Below are 17,594 nucleotides of genomic sequence, written 5' to 3'. Positions count from 1 at the left end.
CATCTTCCTATAATATAGAATTCATGCTCCATAATCGTCCTGTGTACTTGGTATCTTTGTCAAAGGCAATTTTTTGATTTGAGCTTGGTGCAAAGAATCGTAAAGTTGCAACATGGCGACCATCATTGATGAAAATTTCGCATAATGAGCCATCTACGAAAATATCTAGATCTAAGTCTTGGTTGGCATTAAGTTCAATTGTTCTAGTTGCACCGTAATCTGGGTTAACAGCTGGACCACTTGAAGCACGATCAATCGTTAATTTAGCATCTTGAGCTGTATTGAAGTCAACTACTAAACTTGCAGATAAATCCTCATTAGAAGCTAGATGTAATTTTCCAGCTTGACCAGCAGCTAAGTGAAGTTTTAATTCATATTGTTTACCGGCCTTTTGACTAATTATTTTTTCATTATTGAGCTGTTTTTCATTATGACGTAAATTTTTGATTGCGTCTACAGGATGTTGATATAACACGCCATCTTTAATTTCTAAACGTTTAACTTGGCTGTAGCAATTAGCCCAATTTTCTTTATCAGTTGGATAAGTACAGTCGGGTAAACCTACCCAAGAAATGGCATAAGCATTTCCATCTGGAGCATTAAAGGCTTGTGTGGCATATACATCAAAGCCATCATCTAAATTAGCTGGATGATCTTGAAGCGGAGTAAATTGGGCTTTACTTAAGTTAATATCTTTGCCAATCCAGTACATATTTGGATAAATATTTTGATAGTCGGCAATTGATTTATCTAAACCTTGAGGACAAAAAATTAAAACAGGATAGTTGTCAACGAAAACTAAGTTAGGGCATTCAATCATGTAGCCCATTTCGTCTTTACCTAAGTCTAAATAACCATTTTCATGCCAAGTTTCAAGATCATCTGATTCATAAATATCAATATGACCGCTCTTAGTTTTAGCATCTTGAGCACCAAGTAAAACATAATACTTACCATTATGTTTAAATAATTGTGGATCGCGGAAATGTTCGCTAACATGATCTGGTGGTAAGATTGCTGCCTTATCAGGTTTAGTAATGTGATTATTTTCATCCATTTCGGCAATTACTTGATAAGGAATTCTAGTCCAGTCTTCATCGCGGTGATTACCCGTATACATTAATAGAAGTTTCCCGTTATGTTCCATTGCTGAACCGGAATATGCTCCAGCATTGTCTAAGTCGCTATCGGGATCAATTGCGGGTCCTAAATAATGCCAATGAACTAGATCAGGAGAAGCAAAGTGAATCCACGATTTAACTCCGTGAACTGGACCAAAAGGATATGACTGGCAGAATAAATGATATTCGCCATTATAGTAAGAAAAACCATTAGGATCATTTAGTAATCCTGAAAGTGGATGGATATGATAGTGCATCTGATACGGGGAAGTTGCTGCTTGAGCTTGGAGATCTAATAAGGTCTGTGCATCCCAATCTTTGTATTTACGATAACGTTGTTCTCTTGTCCATTCCATAACTATTCACCTCATTGAATATGTAAACGCATTCTTATATAGAGATAGTAACTAAAAATATTATGTATGTCAAACGAATAGCAGTACTTTCATTGATAACATACCTTGAAAATGGCAAGAAAGTATCAAAATGCTGATATTTTTATGATAAGCGCTTGACATAAAACTAGAATGCGCTATCATAATATATGTAAAATATTTAAAAACGCTTACACAATTTTGAGGAGGAGACAGACATGGATCACAAAAAAGTTGCTGAAACAGTCATTGAAGCTGTTGGTCGCGACAACTTAGTAGCCGCTGCTCACTGTGCTACGCGTCTACGTTTAGTCTTAAAAGACGATAGTAAAGTAAATATGAAGATGCTTGATAGCGATCCAGATATCAAGGGAACTTTCAAAACTAATGGTCAATTTCAAATTATTATAGGACCTGGGGATGTTAACAACGTCTACGATGAATTAATTAAAATGACAGGTCTATCAGAACTTTCAACTGACGACTTAAAGAAAGTTGCTCAAAAGGATCAAAAGTTTAATCCAGTAATGGCCTTTATTAAACTTTTGTCTGACATCTTTGTTCCTATTATTCCAGCTTTAGTAGCTGGTGGTTTGTTAATGGCTTTGAACAACTTCTTAACTTCTCCAGGTTTATTCGGAGCAAAATCAGTTGTTCAAATGGCGCCTAACGTTAAGGGACTATCTGAGATCATTCAGGTAATGTCGGCTGCTCCATTTATTTTCATGCCTATCTTAGTTGGTATGTCTGCGGCTAAACGTTTTGGAGCTAACCAATTCTTAGGTGCAACTATTGGTATGATTATGACCACGCCTGCTTTAGGTGGGGCTGGTAAATATTGGGACATCTTTGGTTTACATGTTTCTCAAACTAACTACCAATACCAAGTTATCCCAGTTTTAGTAGCTGTTTGGCTTTTAGCTTTCTTAGAAAAGAGATTCCACAAGTGGTTACCATCAGCAGTTGACTTCACATTCACACCACTTCTTTCAATCATGATTACTGGTTTCTTAACTTTCACAATTATTGGACCAGTCTTTAAAGGTGTGTCAGATGCAATTACTGCTGCAATTGTTTGGTTATATAACACAACTGGTGCCTTTGGTATGGGTATCTTTGGTTTATCTTACTCAGCAATTGTTACTACCGGTCTTCACCAAAGCTTCCCAGCAGTTGAAACTCAACTTTTAGCTGAATATGCACGTGGCCGTGGTTCTGGTGACTTTATCTTTGTTACCGCATGTATGGCCAATGTTGCTCAAGGTGCTGCTACTTTTGCGGTTTACTTCTTGACTAAGAATGAAAAAGTTAAGGGCTTAGCAAGTTCATCTGGTGTTTCTGCATTACTTGGTATTACTGAACCAGCATTGTTTGGTGTTAACTTGAAGTACAAGTTCCCATTCTTCTGTGCTTTAATTGGTGCAGGTGTAGGTGCCGCTTTTGCTGGCTTAATGCATGTTACTGCTGCTGCTCTTGGTTCAGCTGGTTTCCTTGGCTTCTTATCAATGGTGCCAAAGAGCATTCCAATGTGGGCACTTTCAGTAGCAATTAGTTTCATTGTTGCTTTTGCTTTAACTTTTGTATATGGTAAGCGCCACTTCAAGGAAGATGTAGTCGAAGAATCTGGTACTGTTGAATCAGCTGGTGATCAAGTTGCACAACAAGAAAAGGCTGATCAAATTATCAAAGAAGATAAAGAATTACATGATGAAGTAATTGCTGCACCTGTTTCCGGTAAGGCAGAAAGCTTAAAAGATGTTAAAGATCCAGTCTTCTCAACTGAAGCAATGGGTAAGGGTGCTGCTATGGTTCCAAGTGAAGGAACTATCTATTCTCCAGTCACTGGTGAAATCACCGTTGCTTACGAAACTAAGCATGCTTACGGAATTAAGTCTGATGAAGGTGCAGAAGTCTTGATTCACATTGGTATTGACACTGTCAACATGAAGGGTGAAGGCTTTACTAGCGATGTAAAACAAGGCCAACATGTTGAAAAAGGTGAAAAGTTAGGAACTGTTGATTTAGATGCTGTGAATAAAGCAGGATATGACACAACTGTTATGACTGTTATTACTAACACAGCTAGCTATGCAAATGTTCAACGTATTGATGGCGTAGACAAGAAACATGGCGACGATTTAATCGCAGTTACTAAGAGATAATTATTGATGATTAAATCAAAATAAGCTCATTTCCGTGTGGGGATGAGCTTATTTTTTGTTCTAAATTTAGAACTGAAATTATATAATACATATCATTAACTTAGAAAAGAGATGGAAATAATGCAGATTGGGAAAGAATTGAAAAAATACGATTAGAATTAGGACTAAGCCAAACAGAGATGGTAGGGGACATTTTAACAAAATCATACTATTCAAAAATTGAACGAGGATTACATGAAATTAACGCAAAAGATCTAATTGAAATACTTGAACGAAATAAAGTTAATATTTCCGATTTCTTTAAAGGTGTAGAAAGTAAGGAGAAAAGCCAAAAGTATTTAGAGCAGTTAAGAAATGCATATTATGAACAAAATCTTTCAAAAATTGTAGAAATAAGAAAAATCTGTGCTGAAGATTATCAATATAGAAATGCTTATGCTCATGCTCTTCTTTTAGAGAACTTTTTTAAAAAGAATAAACTATCATGCAAAGAAGAAGCAATGATTAAGAAACTAATACTTAATATAGATGAGTGGGGAGAAGATAACTTGCGCTTGTTTGCTATGGCTATATCTCTGTTTAATGAATCAGAGATTGAGTATGAACTAAATATGATTTTAAGAAAGTATAAGGAAATAGATAAAGCCAGCAGGAAAATTCAAGAAATACTTGGAGGAATAATGGTTAATTATTTAAACATAATGTTCTTAAAACATGATAGAAATTTTGAGATGATAAGCAAATTGAGAAATTTCTTGTATAAGTTACCGGTTGAGCCAAGAACTATATTTTTTAAAGTGATGGCAGATTATTATGGCTATCTTTTTAATGAAGAAAAATTAGAAGCAAAAAAGATTTTAGACTTTTTTGAAAGACATGGGATGGAGTCGATTACAGCCTATATAGCATTTTAATTGTGTCATGATAGACACTTCGCTGACGTAAGTTCAATAAGTTTATATTATGGACAATGTAATATGTAATTCAATTGTTTGAAAGGAGAAAAATATGTATTATCCATTACCAAGTTTCCCGTTATAATTTCATAGGTTATTAGGTGTAAAAAAATATATATGAAAGAAAAATTGTCTATTTTCGTTGATTGTAAAATCAAATTGAACACTTTAGAAAAATAAAAAGTCCATTCGGACCTGTTTGATAGAATGTTAATAACCACAAAAACTTTCTATTGGAGGTCAAAATGGACTCTTTACATTCTACCATGAACCAGCACGTTAAAGGAAAGCATTTATCATTTGAAGAGCGAGTTATTATTCAATTGCGTTTGAAAGATGGCTGCTCTTTGCGTGCAATTGCTCGTGAACTCAACTGTTCTCCTTCTACTATCAGTTATGAGATTAAACGTGGCACTGTAAAACTGTATCATGGTAAAGTCAAAAGATACAAGGCTACTCAAGGACATGATGTATATCAAGCTCATCGTAAAAATTGTGGGCGCAAATCAGACTTTCTCAAAAAAACTCAATTTATTCACTATGTCCACAAACATTTCTTTAAAGACGGTTGGTCGCTTGATGTTTGCAGTAATCGTGCCACTGCTGCTGGCGAATTCTCTAGCAGCGATGTTGTCTGCACCAAAACTCTTTATAATTACGTTGATAAGGGCTTATTAGGCATTTATAATTACGACTTGCCTGAGAAGCTTAAACGCAATACCAAGCTTCATCGTGTTCGCAAAAACAAGAAAAAGCTTGGCAGAAGTATTGAAGAACGTCCAAAAGAAATTAGTGAACGTAATGAATTCGGTCATTGGGAATGCGATTTGGTTCTTGGACATAAGACTAAAGATGATGAAGTGCTGTTAACCTTATCTGAGCGCATGAGTCGTGAATTCTTAATTATTCGTATTCCCGACAAGACTTCTATCAGTGTCATGCAAGCCTTTAAAGAACTCCAAAGACAATACAGTGAACACTGGAATGATATTTTTAAAACTATTACCACTGATAATGGTTCAGAATTTGCGGATCTGTCCAACCTAGAAGAAGCATCCAATACACTGGTTTACTATGCCCATCCTTACACTTCTTGTGATAAGGGAACAGTTGAAAGACACAATGGTCTTATTCGCAGATTCATTCCTAAAGGAGAAGCAATAGCTAACTATTCTTTACAAAATATCATTGATATTGAAACCTGGTGCAACTCATTGCCAAGAAAGATCTTAGCTTATCATACACCAGATGAAATCTTTGAAAGAGAATTAGATCGAATCTATCAAGCAGCTTAACCAAAAGTGTTCAATTTATTATTGCAATTTACGAATTGTCTATTTTTGAAGAAAATAAATGGTTCTGGCCAGTTGAAGTAGTAATGCTATATTCAATAATTGTATGGAGAATGATTCTTACAATTCAAACTGAGCTGATACCTGTTAAAAATATAAAATATGCTTTTGTATATGCAGCAATACTATTCGCTACTATATTTATTTCAGTTTTGGGAACATATTTTGTATCTAGATATGTTTTAAAAGAATTATTTAATAATTCTAAAATTAACAAACAAGTAAAAGAAATTTTCTATAAATCATATTTCTTTTATTACGGTGTTTATAATGTGGGTTATGCTGTGTATTTAGTATTGTCACATAGACCATTTGGCAAAATAGAACAAAATATTTGTAGCATTATTTTATTTTTCTTTATTTCTATAGATATATACTCAAAACTAAAAAAATATGTTGTAAATTCTAGAAAACTGATAATTTTTATCATAATTATTTTTGTAATAAATAGTATTTTTCCAATTATTGGACTTATTAAATGAAAATGAATTTAAATAAAATTATATTAGAAGTAAGTTATCTATTTTGTTGTATAGGACCAACAGCAATACTAATTGTTAAAAATAGAGATAATTTATTAGCTGTAATATTTGGAATAGTATCAATAGTTTTTCTTATATATATGTTTTGGTATATTTTTATATCACATAAGGACAAGTTTTAATTAATGAGGAGAATAAGAAATGACAAAAAGTTATACAAATAAGTTTGAACTTAATACCTTAGAGCTAGCTTTATTGTTTTTAATTTTGGGTTCATGTTTACTATATTTTAGTGTAAATGTATACTGGGTGGCTGATCAGTTTGGGATTCATTTAGCAACTGGTACTCTTAGAAAATTGATTGATGCCGTTGGCAGCGGTTCTAGTTTAGCAGGGGCTTATGCTGCTATTGCTGGAATTACAATTCCTGCATGGGCAGCAGCAGCTATTGGTGCAATGGGAGCAACTGCTGCATAAAATATTTTTAATAATCTAGAAAAATCAATTTTGTAATAATGAAGATTGAGGTATCAATATTTTATATAACTGTTGATAATCAATCTTTTTATTTTTAAGTTTTTATTTATTAATGTTAAGTAAAAAGAAGTATAGATATTTACTAATGGTCATATTGGTACTAGGTATTTGCGTAGGTGAGTTATATGAATATATTAAGCTAGGAACTGTTTATACCTCTGTGCCATTAAAACCTGTTGGATTACCAGTTATTACATCATTTAGATATATATTAATGAGGAACACTTTAGCATATATTTTATTGATGGCAAGTTTTATACTAGGAAAACCTTTTGTTTTCTTTTTCTTTTTCTTTTTCGCGAACGGTATGAATATTGGAAGATTCTTACATTATTTAACTTTAAAACAAACAATATTTCTTTTTCTTCCACACGGAATTTTTGAGTATTATGCTTACTGTATTTTAGCTATCACAATTATCTATACATTAAATGACTTACAGAAATTACGATCTTATTTTATTTTAAAAAATATGGCTATCGGATATATTATTCTGTGTTGTGGAGCACTTGTTGAAAGTACTATAACGCCAGCCCTAGGGAGAATGTTATGTTAGAAAAAAATATTTCTATGAGAAAAATCGTAAGAATTCTTACATTTGTTTTTATGATAATTGCATCTGTTCTATTTGTATTTTTTGGGTTAAAAGAAATTACAATATTTTTTGGAATAATTTTTGTTAGTTTTGGCTATATTTGGCAATTAATGGGAATAAAGAAAAATGATAAAAAAGAAAAATGATGTATTACTCTCTATTAATGATGGAAATTATTATGTTGCTAATTTTGCACTTAAACACATAAATATAGATATTAATAGAGGAGATATAGTGGGCATAATTGGAAAAAATGGTGCAGGGAAAACTACTCTTTTAAATTTGTTAGCCGGCATATATATTTGGAAAAAAGGTAACATTATCAGAAATGTAACGAATGTCGGATATTGTTTTGATGATTTATCTGTACCTATGGATTTAAACATAAGGGAACTTAAAAGAATTTTTAAAAAGCTGATTTATAACTGGGATAGTGATTTTTTTGAATTTTTGTTAAAAAAATTGAAATTACCTCAAGATAAGCCTTGCAAGACCTTCTCAAAGGGAATGAAAATGCAATTAAATGTTGCTATTGCATTATCGCATCATGCTGAATTGTTAATATTAGATGAAGTAACGGCTGGACTGGATATACTTGTGCGTCGTAACTTGATTAATTTAGTGTTTAATTATAGTCAAAAATATAATGTACCTATTGTTTTAACAACACATAATTTAGCTGATGTAGCGAATCTTTGTACAAAATTTGTTTTGGTAAATAATGGAAAAGTAAAGTTAAAAGAAAAGACAGAACATCAAACTGGAAAAGATATAGAAAAAATGTTTTATGATTTTCTAGAGAGTGAGAATTATAGTTAAAAATGGTTGGCTTGATTAGGAAGGATTTAAACCAATTAAAATATAATTGGTTTAAATGGTATATTATAAGTCTAGGCATATTTAGTCTTATCTTAATAAATTATTATTTGAAAACAAATAGTGTAATATACATAACATTTATTTCATTATTGATGATAAACAATATACAGTCTCTTTTTATAAAAGATACGTCCAATGGATGGTTGAAATGGATACAAAGTCTCGGAATAAAAAGTACGGTAGTAATTTGTGCAAGGTATGCGACTTTATTATTAGTATGTAATTTTTCTGCAATAATCAGTCTATTATATATGTTGATTGGAATAAAATGGCTGTACGGCATGTCTATGCAAAATATTTATATAATTTGTGGAAGTGCATTTTTTATATCAATTATTTATGGATTAATAGTTTTACCTTTTTTATATGCTTTTGAACAAAATGGATTGACTATTGCCGTTATTGCAATATTTGGAGTATGTTTTTGCCTAATTAAATTTACAAAAATCACAGTTGAATTATCTCGATTTTTTAAAAATTTTAGTACGAGTGAAATAATATCTATTGCTGTAATTATAATAATTATTTTCTTACTAATATCATATTTCGTTTCATATAATATATATATTTATAAAAATAGAGCGTAAATCAAAATAAGCTCATTTCCGTGTGGGGATGAGCTTATTTTTGTATATGAGATAAAATATAAATATGAAATATTAGAAAGGGTGAGAGTTAGTGAATGATCTTCAAGTAATTCAAGCAGATATCACCAAATTAAAAGTTGATGCAATCGTCAATGCAGCTAATCGAACGCTTTTAGGTGGCGGTGGAGTAGATGGTGCGATTCACCGTGCGGCTGGTCCAGAATTACTGGCAGAATGTAGAACGCTCCATGGCTGTGAAACTGGAGAAGCCAAAATTACTAAGGGTTATAACTTACCTGCTAAATATGTTATCCACACAGTTGGGCCTGTGTATAATCCTAATTTTGCTCAAAAAGATGCTGAATTATTAACAGCTTGCTATCGAAATAGTTTGAACTTAGCTAAGCAATATAATCTTCATTCAATTGCTTTTTCGTGTATTTCAACAGGCGTTTATGGTTATCCAAAAGTAGAGGCTGCAAAAATTGCGGTCGAAACTACCAAGAATTGGCTTAAACAACAAAATTTTAATATTAAGATCTATTTTTGTGTATTTGATTCAGAAAATAAAGCCATATATAATAAACTAACGTCTTAACTAAAGTGAGGAGTTTTAGATGAGCTTAAAATATGCAAGACGAAGTCAGGTGATCTGTTTTACCATCTTAGCTGCGATCAAAGCTTGTAACATTTTATTTGTAGCTTATATGATTAAAATTATGCTAAATGTAGCATCATCACATTCAAAAGATGTAATGCATTTAGTGCGTTTAGCAGCTTTGACTGCCTTAGGACAGCTCTGCTTTATGCTGAGTAATTTTATCTATGAGCGGGTAAAAATGGGCATAATTCGTGATGTTAACATGGTCTTTAAACGGGCTAATTTGCAATATTTAGTTGATCAAGGTGATCCTGATATTAAAAATGGTTTGTCGCTTATGACTAACGACTTAAAGCAAATTGAAACTAATCGAATTACAGCGCAACTTGATATGATTTATCAAGGCTTAACTTTCATTGGCTCATTAGCTTTTGCCTTGTATAATTCATGGCAAATGACGATTATTTTTGTGGTAGCAATGGCAGCTCCAGCAGTTGTGCAAATTTTTACTAGTAAAATTATTACTAAAAAGTCAAAAATTTGGGCCAAAACCAATGCAAGCTATACGCAAAATGTTTCTGATTCTTTAAATGGTGCCCAGTCAGCTAAGCTATATAATGTTAGAAATAACATTGTAGTGAGAGCAACGCATTCAGCTCAAAATATGGAAAATGCCTTGCGTAATATGAACTTAACGCAAGCTTGGGCACTAGAATTAATTTATTCTGCTGCAGAATTATTCTGCTTTATTATTCCATGTACAATTGGTGGCATCATGATGATGCAGGGAAGCCTAAGCGTGGGTACACTATTTATGATGGTTGACTTAGCAATGAACTTCATTACGCCTGTTGTAACTTTATTTAATGAATTTAATCAAGTTAAATCTACTGTGCCAATGTGGAAGAAGACGCAAAAGGCTCTTAACTATGAAGCAATTGAAAACTCAGAAAAACCAGAGAAGTTTGAAGGACTAGATGTTGAACATCTTGCTTATCAAACTAAATCTGATAAGCATACGATTTTTACTGATGTTAATTTACAGGTAAAGCCTGGTGAAAAAATCTTACTTATGGCTCCAAGTGGTTGGGGAAAGACTACTTTATTACGATTAATGTTAGGGTTAAAGCGCCCAGTAGAAGGTAAAATTTTAATCAATGGAGAAAATGTAACTGGGGATTGGGCTAAGGCTCATAATTACTTTTCTTACGTTAACCAGAAACCATTCATGTTCGATGATACCTTACGCTTTAATATTACTTTAGGTAGAAAAGTTAGTGATGAGAAGCTAAAGAAGGTTATTCATTTAGCAGGATTAGATGAATTAGTAAAAAAAGAAGGTCTAGATCATAAAGTTGGCGAAGCCGGAAACGGCTTGTCTGGTGGTCAAATTCAACGAATTGAAATTGCGCGGGCACTCTTATCAGGCCGGCCAATTTTACTAGCAGATGAAGCAACAAGTGCACTAGATCCTAATTTATCTTTTGCAATCCATGAAACGTTATTAAAAAATCCTCATGTAGCAGTAATTGAAGTTGCTCATAAGATTTCACCTGAAGAAAAGGCAATGTTTAATAAGATAGTTCGGTTGAATTTATGTGAGGGTAAAAAAGATTAGTAAATAAAATAAGAGCTAGAGAATCATGTTTTTCTCTAGCTCTTATTTTATTATTGCAATTTATCAAAAAAGTTAGTAAAGATCTTTTCTTGCTTTGGATCATCTAATAATTTATCAGGCCGCCATTGAATTCCTAGCATTGTTTGGTCAGTTGATTCAATGGCTTCAATAATGCCATCAGGCGCAGTTGCTACAATATTAAAGTTATTAGCAATTGTCTTAATTGCTTGATGGTGATTACTGTTCACGTAAGGATGTGTACCAACAGCCTTAGCAAGTTCGCTTTCTTCAGTTACATTGACATGATGACTTTCTAAAGATAAATCATTCTTTTGGATATGCTGAATACCTGCTCCAGAATTTTGAACATAAATATCTTGGAAAAGCGTTCCGTTAAAGGCTACGTTTAACATTTGCATCCCGCGCCCAATTCCTAGAATTGGGAGGTTTGAATCATGGGTATTTTTAATCAAATTTAATTCAAACTGATCTCGGTGTGGATCCGTTTCTCTGAGTTCGGGAAGTGGCTCTTCATTATAAAAAATTGGTGTAATATCAGGACCATCGCTAAGAATTAAAGCATCAAAATTAACGTTAGGTAATGGCATTGTTTTTAAACTCACTGGAGCAAAAACAAGCGGAAGATAGCCTAGCTTTACAACAGTATCAATAATGCTACGATCAACGACTAATTGATTGTTTTTGATGCTTGCAGTAATACCAATAGTTTTCATTACAATTACTCCTTTAACAAGTTAGGCATTTTGATGGTGAGCGGAAAGTTGCATGATTAAATAATTAATCAATAGCGTAATTCCAGTTGCTGCAAATACCCATTCATAAGTAAACATACCAGAAATTGTTGAACCGAGTAAAGACCCTAAGACAGCCCCGACGGCTTGGAAAGATTGATTATAAGAGAATACTCTACCAAATGCTTCTGGTGGAACATTTAAAGTTAGAACTGTTTGAGCAGCAGGAAGTAATCCAGCACTAACAATACCTAAAAGAAATCGCCAGAAAGCTAGTGACCAGGCATTAGGAATGAAAGTCATCGGGATAAACAAGATTGTTGCAATCAGTAATCCCCAACGCAGAACTTTCTCAGCTCCAATATGATCCATTAAATGACCAATATGAGAAGCCGAAAGCATTGTACCAAGCCCTGGTGTAGCTGCAACAATACCGGCAATCAAGGCAATATTGTTACTGTGGGGCATTAAAGATTTTACGTACAAAGAAACGATGGGATCAATTGACATAGTTGATGACTGAACAATCATCGTGGTTACAAACATAATGATGATTAACTTAACATTAGGTAAACCATGCATTATTTCTCCCATTGGCTTCATCTTTTCACGAGAAACTGGAGTAAAGTCCTCTTTTACTAATAACCACGTTCCTAAAAATGTTAAAAACATTAGTCCGCCAGTAATAAAGAAAGGAATCCTGTAACCTAAGGCACTAGACAAAGCTCCACCAATTAGTGGGCCAACTAAATTACCAGCCGTTCCCGCAGTCATCATTTGGCTCATTACCCAACCACTACGTTGATGCGGCGTTTCACTTGCCATTAAAGCAGTGGCATTGTTGATATAGCCAGAAAATAGTCCCTGTAAGAATCGCATACAAATAATAAAGAAAGCACTTTGAGCAAGACCAGTAATAAATATGGTTAAGCTCATAACGCCAGCAGCACGCATGCACATTAATTTTCTACCTTTGCGGTCAGCTAAGTTTCCCCAATAAGGTGAAATAATGGCTTGGGCAATAAAAGTCATGGCAAAAGCTAGACCAGAATATAAATTCAATTGTAGTTTATTATAGTGACCCAGTTCAGCCATAAATAAGGAAATAAAGGGCATCGTCATTGAGTACCCTAAACCAGTAATAAAACAGCCTAGCCAAAGTGTATAGAATGTTTTATGCCATCCATTTGGCAAATTATAAGCGTGTGATTTGCTCACATAGTCATCCCAATCCTGAACTTACTTCTTACTTTTCAATAGTAATATTATAGCATAGTGCCTTAAAGACAAATGTCACGATCTGCTTAAGTTGGTTAATTTTCTTAAAAAGTTAATGCGGAACATGGTGTAACATGCTAATATTGATTAGCACAATAAGGTAAAGGTTGAGAGTAATGAGCAAAATACAAGATTCTAAAGATAAAAAAAATCAAAATGTCTTAACAAGAGAAGAATATCGTCAACGTTTAGCAAGTCACGGTAAGGTAAATGTTTGGGATTTATTCTTAAATCGTCCGTATGTTTCAGTAACCTTAATCGTCTTGGCAATTATCTTTATTATGACTAAGTGGTGGCTTGGTCTTGCAATTTTAATCGTTGTGGCAATTGCAGGTGTATTTATTATTGTCAAAAGTAAAAATCCTGACCGTACTCTTAGTTTAGAGTTTAAATTAGGTGGAAATAAGACGCTTCATTTACTCAAGGCACTGCAGCTGGGAGCATCGATGATTATGTTTTTATCTACTTATATGCGGCAAGTTGTAACTATTAATTTTCAAACTACCGGCTCGCAAGATATGCTAAAAATGTTGCAAGGCGCAGCTGCTAGTACCAATAATGTTTATGCTGCTCAAGGAGCAAATGCAGTTGGGTTACTTGATAACTTATTGGGTGGCAGTTTATGGGGAACATATCGTTATGCTGCAAATAGTGGTCAATTTATGAATGACTCTGCAGGTAGATGGATTATGATTTGGACCTTTCTTTTAATGGTCGCACCTGCAATTTGTGTTTTAGCTCAATTCTTTAGAGAACCCTATTCACGTCGTGCCATGCTGGTTGGATCTGGTATTTCGACAGTTTTGTTCATTTTGACTCCGACTTTAATTCATCAATGGGCTAATCAATTTGCGATTAATCACCAAATTAATACGGCTCAAATTGGACAAATGTTTAGTGTTGGTTATATGGCCTACTTTGGAATGGGATGTAGTATTTTGGTATTTGTAATTGCAATTATCCGTAGTATTAAACGAGATAATTTTTAATGAATGAAAATAAAATTGCTACTATAATTTAGGTAGCAATTTTTTATTTGGAGAAAAAAGATGAGTTTTGAGAAGAAAAAAGTAGCAGTGAATGATCAAACCTTTTTGACATTAGTTAATAAAGGATTAAGTGAAGAGGATGTAATAAAACAGGCGCAAGAAATAAAAAAACTCCAGCCCGAAATGATGGAATGGAGAATTGATTATTTTAAGGATGTAGTCTTAATGAACAGACTGCTGGAAGTAGCCGATAAGGTTAAGGCGATTATGGATAAAACGCCGATTTTAATTACTTTCCGCAGTAAAAAATTCGGCGGAAAAACTGAACTGGATAGTGAAGATGCATATCTAAATTTAGTAAAAATTGCTATTGATTTTAAGCTAGGAAATGCAATTGATATCGAGCATGATCATGTTTCTGATCGAATAGCAGGTTTGATTCAAGATGCTAAGGCTAAGGAGCTAGGAGTTGTACTTTCTTAAGCAAACAAAAAACTCTTTCGGAAAAGTGACCGAAAGAGTAAAGTTAAGGAAAGCTACAAAATGTTATATGAAAGCGCTTTAATCGCCTTCATAGATTATTATAGTAGAGTAGAGACTGAAGTGCAAATGTTTTTTAGGGAGAGGAGCAAAAACTTGAATAACGATCCACTTATATTTGAATTTGCAATAGCTAAAGATAAGCCGTCCAGTTTTAATGCTGAAAGAGATAATACTTGCCCTTTTTGCGATGTTGATAACTTAACCGATATCTATCAAATAAATGGACCAATGATTTGGCTAGCTAACCGATTCCCAACATTGAAAGATACAAAACAGACAGTACTGATTGAATCTGATGACCATGATGGGGATGTAAGCGACTATTCAAAAGAATATAACCGAGAATTGATGAAATTTGCCTTGAAGTGTTTCAATAAAATGCGGCAAAGTGGCAAATTTGAGTCAGTCCTTTGGTATAAAAATTTTGGTCCCAAGTCTAATGGATCCTTATCGCATCCACATATGCAAATTGTAGGATTAGATAAAGAAGACGGCTATAAGTATATTCATGCCAATAATTTTACTGGAATTAAGGTCTTTGAAACAAATAATATGGATGTTAATTTTGCAACTCACCCTATACAAGGATTTCAGGAAATAAATATCAATTTATTAAAAAACAGTGGCTTAAACTTTTGGGCAGATTGGATTCAAAACGGCGTGCAATATATTTTAGAAGAAATGTATGGCGGTCGATGCGATTCTTATAATCTATTCTTCTATCCCAATGAAGACGGAATCTGTTGCAAGATCATTCCACGATTTTATGCCCCACCATATTTTGTAGGTTATAAATTATCTGAATGTAATGATAATCAGACATTAAGAAGAGAAGCCAATAGGCTATTAAACTTTGTGCAAAAGTCTTGAAATAATATTTCAGTACCTTAAAATGTTGTATTAGAAAAAGAGGTACACTATGGATTTATCAACAAAAGTTTTAAATAATTATCCTAACTTTAAAGGGGCATCTAAGAAGATTGCTGATTATTTACTGGCCCATCCTAAAACATTTTTACAAGAAGATGCCCAAGGACTAGGAAGGATGACTAAAACCAGCGCTGCTTCAATGATTAGGTTTTGTCAGCAACTTGGTTTTAAAGGGCTTAAGGATTTTCAAATTCAATTAGCTCAAGATACGCCGCAGGACAACGAAGAAACTATTGATCCAATTGTGGATCATCATGATAATCCACATATTGTATTACAGAAACTTTTATCAAGTATTGAGAAAAATACAGAGCAGACAGCTCATTTAATTGATGGGCTTGCCTTGAATCAAGCGATCAATTTTTTAAAGAATGCTGATCGAATTTATTTAGCTGGAGTAGGGGCTTCAAGTTTACCAGCCCAAGATCTTTATTATAAATTTATTCGTAGTGATAAGAATGTGGTCTTTAATCAGGATATTCATATTGCCTTAGAGCGAATTTGCTATTCGCATTCTACGGATGCTTTAGTAATCTTTTCTTATAGTGGATTAACGCAGGAAATATTGTTAATGGCGGATCAAGCTCGTAAAAATCATACTCCAATTATTGTCGTTACACGTTCACGTCAGTCTCCTTTAGTCGAGCTCGCAGATGTTGTATTAGGTGTATCAACTGATGAAAAGCTACTCAGAGTAGGGGCTATTAATTCACTTTTTTCTGAGATGTTTGTTTCAAGTGTTTTATTTTTAGCAACAATTAACCAGGAACTACCAAGATTAGAAGAAAGATTTAGAGAAACGGAATTAATAACTAACCAATTAAAACAATTAAATGAATAATACGGTATTCCATTATTATATTAAATAATTATTGTAAATAGTTAATAAAGAGCTGCTTTAAGCAGCTTTTTTCTTTGAATATTTGCAGCTATCTTGCGGCATGATAATAAAAAGTTTTAAAATGATTTTATAAATAAAACTACTGACATAATATATAAGATAACGTAAGTTAAGTTTTGTCTAATTCTATAAGGAAGGCGATAGCTTTATGTTAAAGGATGGAATTACTGAAATTATCCAACAGTATGATATCGATGCAAGTGTAATTGTTAAATATGGCGACCAAGTAATGTATCAACATCAAGCTGAGAAGGTTTTCCCAGCAGGAAGTTTGATTGACCTCGCGATTGCTGCATATATTGAGGACCAGTGGAAAAACAATCCTGAAATTGTGAATGAAGAAATGGAAGTCACTGATCTATCACGGGTACGAGGTGCCGGAATTATTGGGGATCTGCGTCGCACTAATTGGAGTGTTCGAGATTTAGTTTACTTAACTAGTGCGATAACAGATAATGTGGCTACTAATTTATTAATTGAAAAATTTGATATTTATGAAATTGATGAGTGGCTAAAGAAAAACTATCCTGGTTTAAGATTAGGAAGAGAATTAATGCGTTATTCAGCTAGTGGGCAAGATAATGAATGTACAGCCACTAGTGTTGATAAACTAATTACTCATTTGATGACCACTCAAAATCCATTCTGTGCATTGATTCGTAACGCCTTAAGCAATCATACTATTCCAACTGATTTAACTTTTTATGGTGATAATATTCTTACCTACAATAAATTGGGTCGAGATAGGCGGGCGCGTCATGAAGTTTGTGCGTTTATGACTAAGAAAGCACCAGTATTTTGTACTGTATTAAGTAGTTATAAGGGAAGAGATATAGAAGATCGTTTATTCTTCCAAGAATTAAGTAAGTTGATCTTTTCACATGTAAAAACTGCTAAGATTGAAAAATAGGAATCCGGGGAGAATTAGGATTCCTAT

The 17,594-nt window shown here is 33.5% G+C and carries 19 protein-coding genes; 16 read left to right on the top strand and 3 right to left on the bottom strand.

Going from position 1 to position 17,594, the window contains the following annotated elements; translation table 11 throughout:
- Positions 1-7 precede the first annotated feature (7 nt).
- Positions 8-1,477, bottom strand: coding sequence for a sucrose-6-phosphate hydrolase (locus F3I00_RS09485; RefSeq protein WP_065169712.1), 1,470 nt, complete (start codon positions 1,475-1,477; stop codon positions 8-10).
- Between the two features lie 236 nt (positions 1,478-1,713).
- On the opposite strand from F3I00_RS09485, the gene F3I00_RS09480 reads away from it, so the two are divergent.
- From F3I00_RS09480 to F3I00_RS09430, 11 genes are all read left to right on the top strand, one after another.
- On the top strand, positions 1,714-3,657 hold the full coding sequence (locus F3I00_RS09480) for a sucrose-specific PTS transporter subunit IIBC (protein WP_020807115.1): 1,944 nt from the start codon (positions 1,714-1,716) through the stop codon (positions 3,655-3,657).
- 179 nt (positions 3,658-3,836) lie between these two features.
- Positions 3,837-4,571: a hypothetical protein gene (locus F3I00_RS09475; protein WP_020807114.1), complete on the top strand. Its 735-nt coding sequence runs from the start codon at positions 3,837-3,839 to the stop codon at positions 4,569-4,571.
- Between the two features lie 287 nt (positions 4,572-4,858).
- Positions 4,859-5,908: an IS30-like element ISLga1 family transposase gene (locus F3I00_RS09470; RefSeq protein WP_024273054.1), complete on the top strand. Its 1,050-nt coding sequence runs from the start codon at positions 4,859-4,861 to the stop codon at positions 5,906-5,908.
- A 35-nt stretch (positions 5,909-5,943) separates the two neighbouring features.
- Complete coding sequence (locus F3I00_RS09465) at positions 5,944-6,447, top strand: hypothetical protein (RefSeq protein WP_159311085.1); 504 nt, start codon at positions 5,944-5,946, stop codon at positions 6,445-6,447.
- Between the two features lie 201 nt (positions 6,448-6,648).
- On the top strand, positions 6,649-6,924 hold the full coding sequence (locus F3I00_RS09460; protein ID WP_020807111.1) for a class IIc cyclic bacteriocin: 276 nt from the start codon (positions 6,649-6,651) through the stop codon (positions 6,922-6,924).
- A gap of 154 nt (positions 6,925-7,078) precedes the next feature.
- Complete coding sequence (locus F3I00_RS09455) at positions 7,079-7,540, top strand: stage II sporulation protein M (protein WP_157957778.1); 462 nt, start codon at positions 7,079-7,081, stop codon at positions 7,538-7,540.
- Positions 7,534-7,725, top strand: coding sequence for a hypothetical protein (locus F3I00_RS09450; RefSeq protein WP_020807109.1), 192 nt, complete (start codon positions 7,534-7,536; stop codon positions 7,723-7,725). The genes F3I00_RS09455 and F3I00_RS09450 overlap by 7 nt, the downstream gene beginning before the upstream one ends.
- Positions 7,706-8,398, top strand: coding sequence for an ATP-binding cassette domain-containing protein (locus F3I00_RS09445; RefSeq protein WP_020807108.1), 693 nt, complete (start codon positions 7,706-7,708; stop codon positions 8,396-8,398). Before F3I00_RS09450 ends, F3I00_RS09445 begins: the two co-directional genes overlap by 20 nt.
- A 2-nt stretch (positions 8,399-8,400) precedes the next feature.
- Complete coding sequence (locus F3I00_RS11010) at positions 8,401-9,045, top strand: ABC-2 transporter permease (RefSeq protein ID WP_020807107.1); 645 nt, start codon at positions 8,401-8,403, stop codon at positions 9,043-9,045.
- Positions 9,046-9,136: 91 nt separating this feature from the next.
- Positions 9,137-9,643 (top strand): O-acetyl-ADP-ribose deacetylase, encoded by a 507-nt coding sequence (locus F3I00_RS09435; RefSeq protein WP_020807106.1) that lies wholly within the window; start codon positions 9,137-9,139, stop codon positions 9,641-9,643.
- 19 nt (positions 9,644-9,662) lie between these two features.
- Positions 9,663-11,264 carry an ABC transporter ATP-binding protein gene (locus F3I00_RS09430; RefSeq protein ID WP_020807105.1) on the top strand — a complete coding sequence of 534 codons (1,602 nt, stop codon included), beginning with the start codon at positions 9,663-9,665 and terminating at the stop codon, positions 11,262-11,264.
- 50 nt (positions 11,265-11,314) lie between these two features.
- On the opposite strand, the gene F3I00_RS09425 is transcribed toward F3I00_RS09430, so the two are convergent.
- Both F3I00_RS09425 and F3I00_RS09420 read right to left on the bottom strand, forming a co-directional pair.
- Positions 11,315-11,998, bottom strand: a complete 684-nt coding sequence (locus F3I00_RS09425) for a gamma-glutamyl-gamma-aminobutyrate hydrolase family protein (protein WP_003649910.1) — start codon at positions 11,996-11,998, stop codon at positions 11,315-11,317.
- A 21-nt stretch (positions 11,999-12,019) separates the two neighbouring features.
- On the bottom strand, positions 12,020-13,234 hold the full coding sequence (locus F3I00_RS09420) for an MFS transporter (RefSeq protein ID WP_003649911.1): 1,215 nt from the start codon (positions 13,232-13,234) through the stop codon (positions 12,020-12,022).
- A 176-nt stretch (positions 13,235-13,410) separates the two neighbouring features.
- Between F3I00_RS09420 and F3I00_RS09415 the strand changes: the two genes are divergently transcribed.
- The 5 genes from F3I00_RS09415 to F3I00_RS09395 all read left to right on the top strand — a co-directional run bounded on the left by F3I00_RS09415 (position 13,411) and on the right by F3I00_RS09395 (position 17,567).
- The gene (locus tag F3I00_RS09415) at positions 13,411-14,283 is read left to right on the top strand and encodes a hypothetical protein (protein WP_003649912.1); all 873 of its coding nucleotides are present in this window, start codon (positions 13,411-13,413) and stop codon (positions 14,281-14,283) included.
- Between the two features lie 60 nt (positions 14,284-14,343).
- Positions 14,344-14,766, top strand: a complete 423-nt coding sequence (locus F3I00_RS09410; RefSeq protein ID WP_003652702.1) for a type I 3-dehydroquinate dehydratase — start codon at positions 14,344-14,346, stop codon at positions 14,764-14,766.
- Positions 14,767-14,919: 153 nt separating this feature from the next.
- Positions 14,920-15,696, top strand: a complete 777-nt coding sequence (locus F3I00_RS09405) for a DUF4931 domain-containing protein (RefSeq protein ID WP_024273094.1) — start codon at positions 14,920-14,922, stop codon at positions 15,694-15,696.
- Between the two features lie 49 nt (positions 15,697-15,745).
- Positions 15,746-16,597, top strand: coding sequence for a MurR/RpiR family transcriptional regulator (locus F3I00_RS09400; protein ID WP_003652172.1), 852 nt, complete (start codon positions 15,746-15,748; stop codon positions 16,595-16,597).
- 208 nt (positions 16,598-16,805) lie between these two features.
- Entirely contained in the window at positions 16,806-17,567 is a 762-nt protein-coding gene (locus tag F3I00_RS09395; protein WP_020807103.1) for a serine hydrolase, read from the top strand.
- Positions 17,568-17,594 lie beyond the last annotated feature (27 nt).

Origin of the sequence: Lactobacillus sp. JM1, from assembly GCF_009834385.1 — a bacterium.
In the GTDB taxonomy this organism is placed as follows: Bacteria; Bacillota; Bacilli; order Lactobacillales; family Lactobacillaceae; genus Lactobacillus; species Lactobacillus paragasseri.
This window is presented reverse-complemented; position numbering and strand designations above follow the sequence as displayed.

Bases quoted from the DNA above. Each gene is read 5' to 3' on its own strand.
- F3I00_RS09485 (WP_065169712.1), bottom strand. From the start codon at position 1,477: ATGGAATGGACAAGAGAACAACGTTATCGTAAATACAAAGATTGGGAT.
- F3I00_RS09480 (WP_020807115.1), top strand. From the start codon at position 1,714: ATGGATCACAAAAAAGTTGCTGAAACAGTCATTGAAGCTGTTGGTCGC.
- F3I00_RS09475 (WP_020807114.1), top strand. From the start codon at position 3,837: ATGGTAGGGGACATTTTAACAAAATCATACTATTCAAAAATTGAACGA.
- F3I00_RS09470 (WP_024273054.1), top strand. From the start codon at position 4,859: ATGGACTCTTTACATTCTACCATGAACCAGCACGTTAAAGGAAAGCAT.
- F3I00_RS09460 (WP_020807111.1), top strand. From the start codon at position 6,649: ATGACAAAAAGTTATACAAATAAGTTTGAACTTAATACCTTAGAGCTA.
- F3I00_RS09450 (WP_020807109.1), top strand. From the start codon at position 7,534: ATGTTAGAAAAAAATATTTCTATGAGAAAAATCGTAAGAATTCTTACA.
- F3I00_RS09445 (WP_020807108.1), top strand. From the start codon at position 7,706: ATGATAAAAAAGAAAAATGATGTATTACTCTCTATTAATGATGGAAAT.
- F3I00_RS11010 (WP_020807107.1), top strand. From the start codon at position 8,401: ATGGTTGGCTTGATTAGGAAGGATTTAAACCAATTAAAATATAATTGG.
- F3I00_RS09430 (WP_020807105.1), top strand. From the start codon at position 9,663: ATGAGCTTAAAATATGCAAGACGAAGTCAGGTGATCTGTTTTACCATC.
- F3I00_RS09425 (WP_003649910.1), bottom strand. From the start codon at position 11,998: ATGAAAACTATTGGTATTACTGCAAGCATCAAAAACAATCAATTAGTC.
- F3I00_RS09415 (WP_003649912.1), top strand. From the start codon at position 13,411: ATGAGCAAAATACAAGATTCTAAAGATAAAAAAAATCAAAATGTCTTA.
- F3I00_RS09410 (WP_003652702.1), top strand. From the start codon at position 14,344: ATGAGTTTTGAGAAGAAAAAAGTAGCAGTGAATGATCAAACCTTTTTG.
- F3I00_RS09400 (WP_003652172.1), top strand. From the start codon at position 15,746: ATGGATTTATCAACAAAAGTTTTAAATAATTATCCTAACTTTAAAGGG.
- F3I00_RS09395 (WP_020807103.1), top strand. From the start codon at position 16,806: ATGTTAAAGGATGGAATTACTGAAATTATCCAACAGTATGATATCGAT.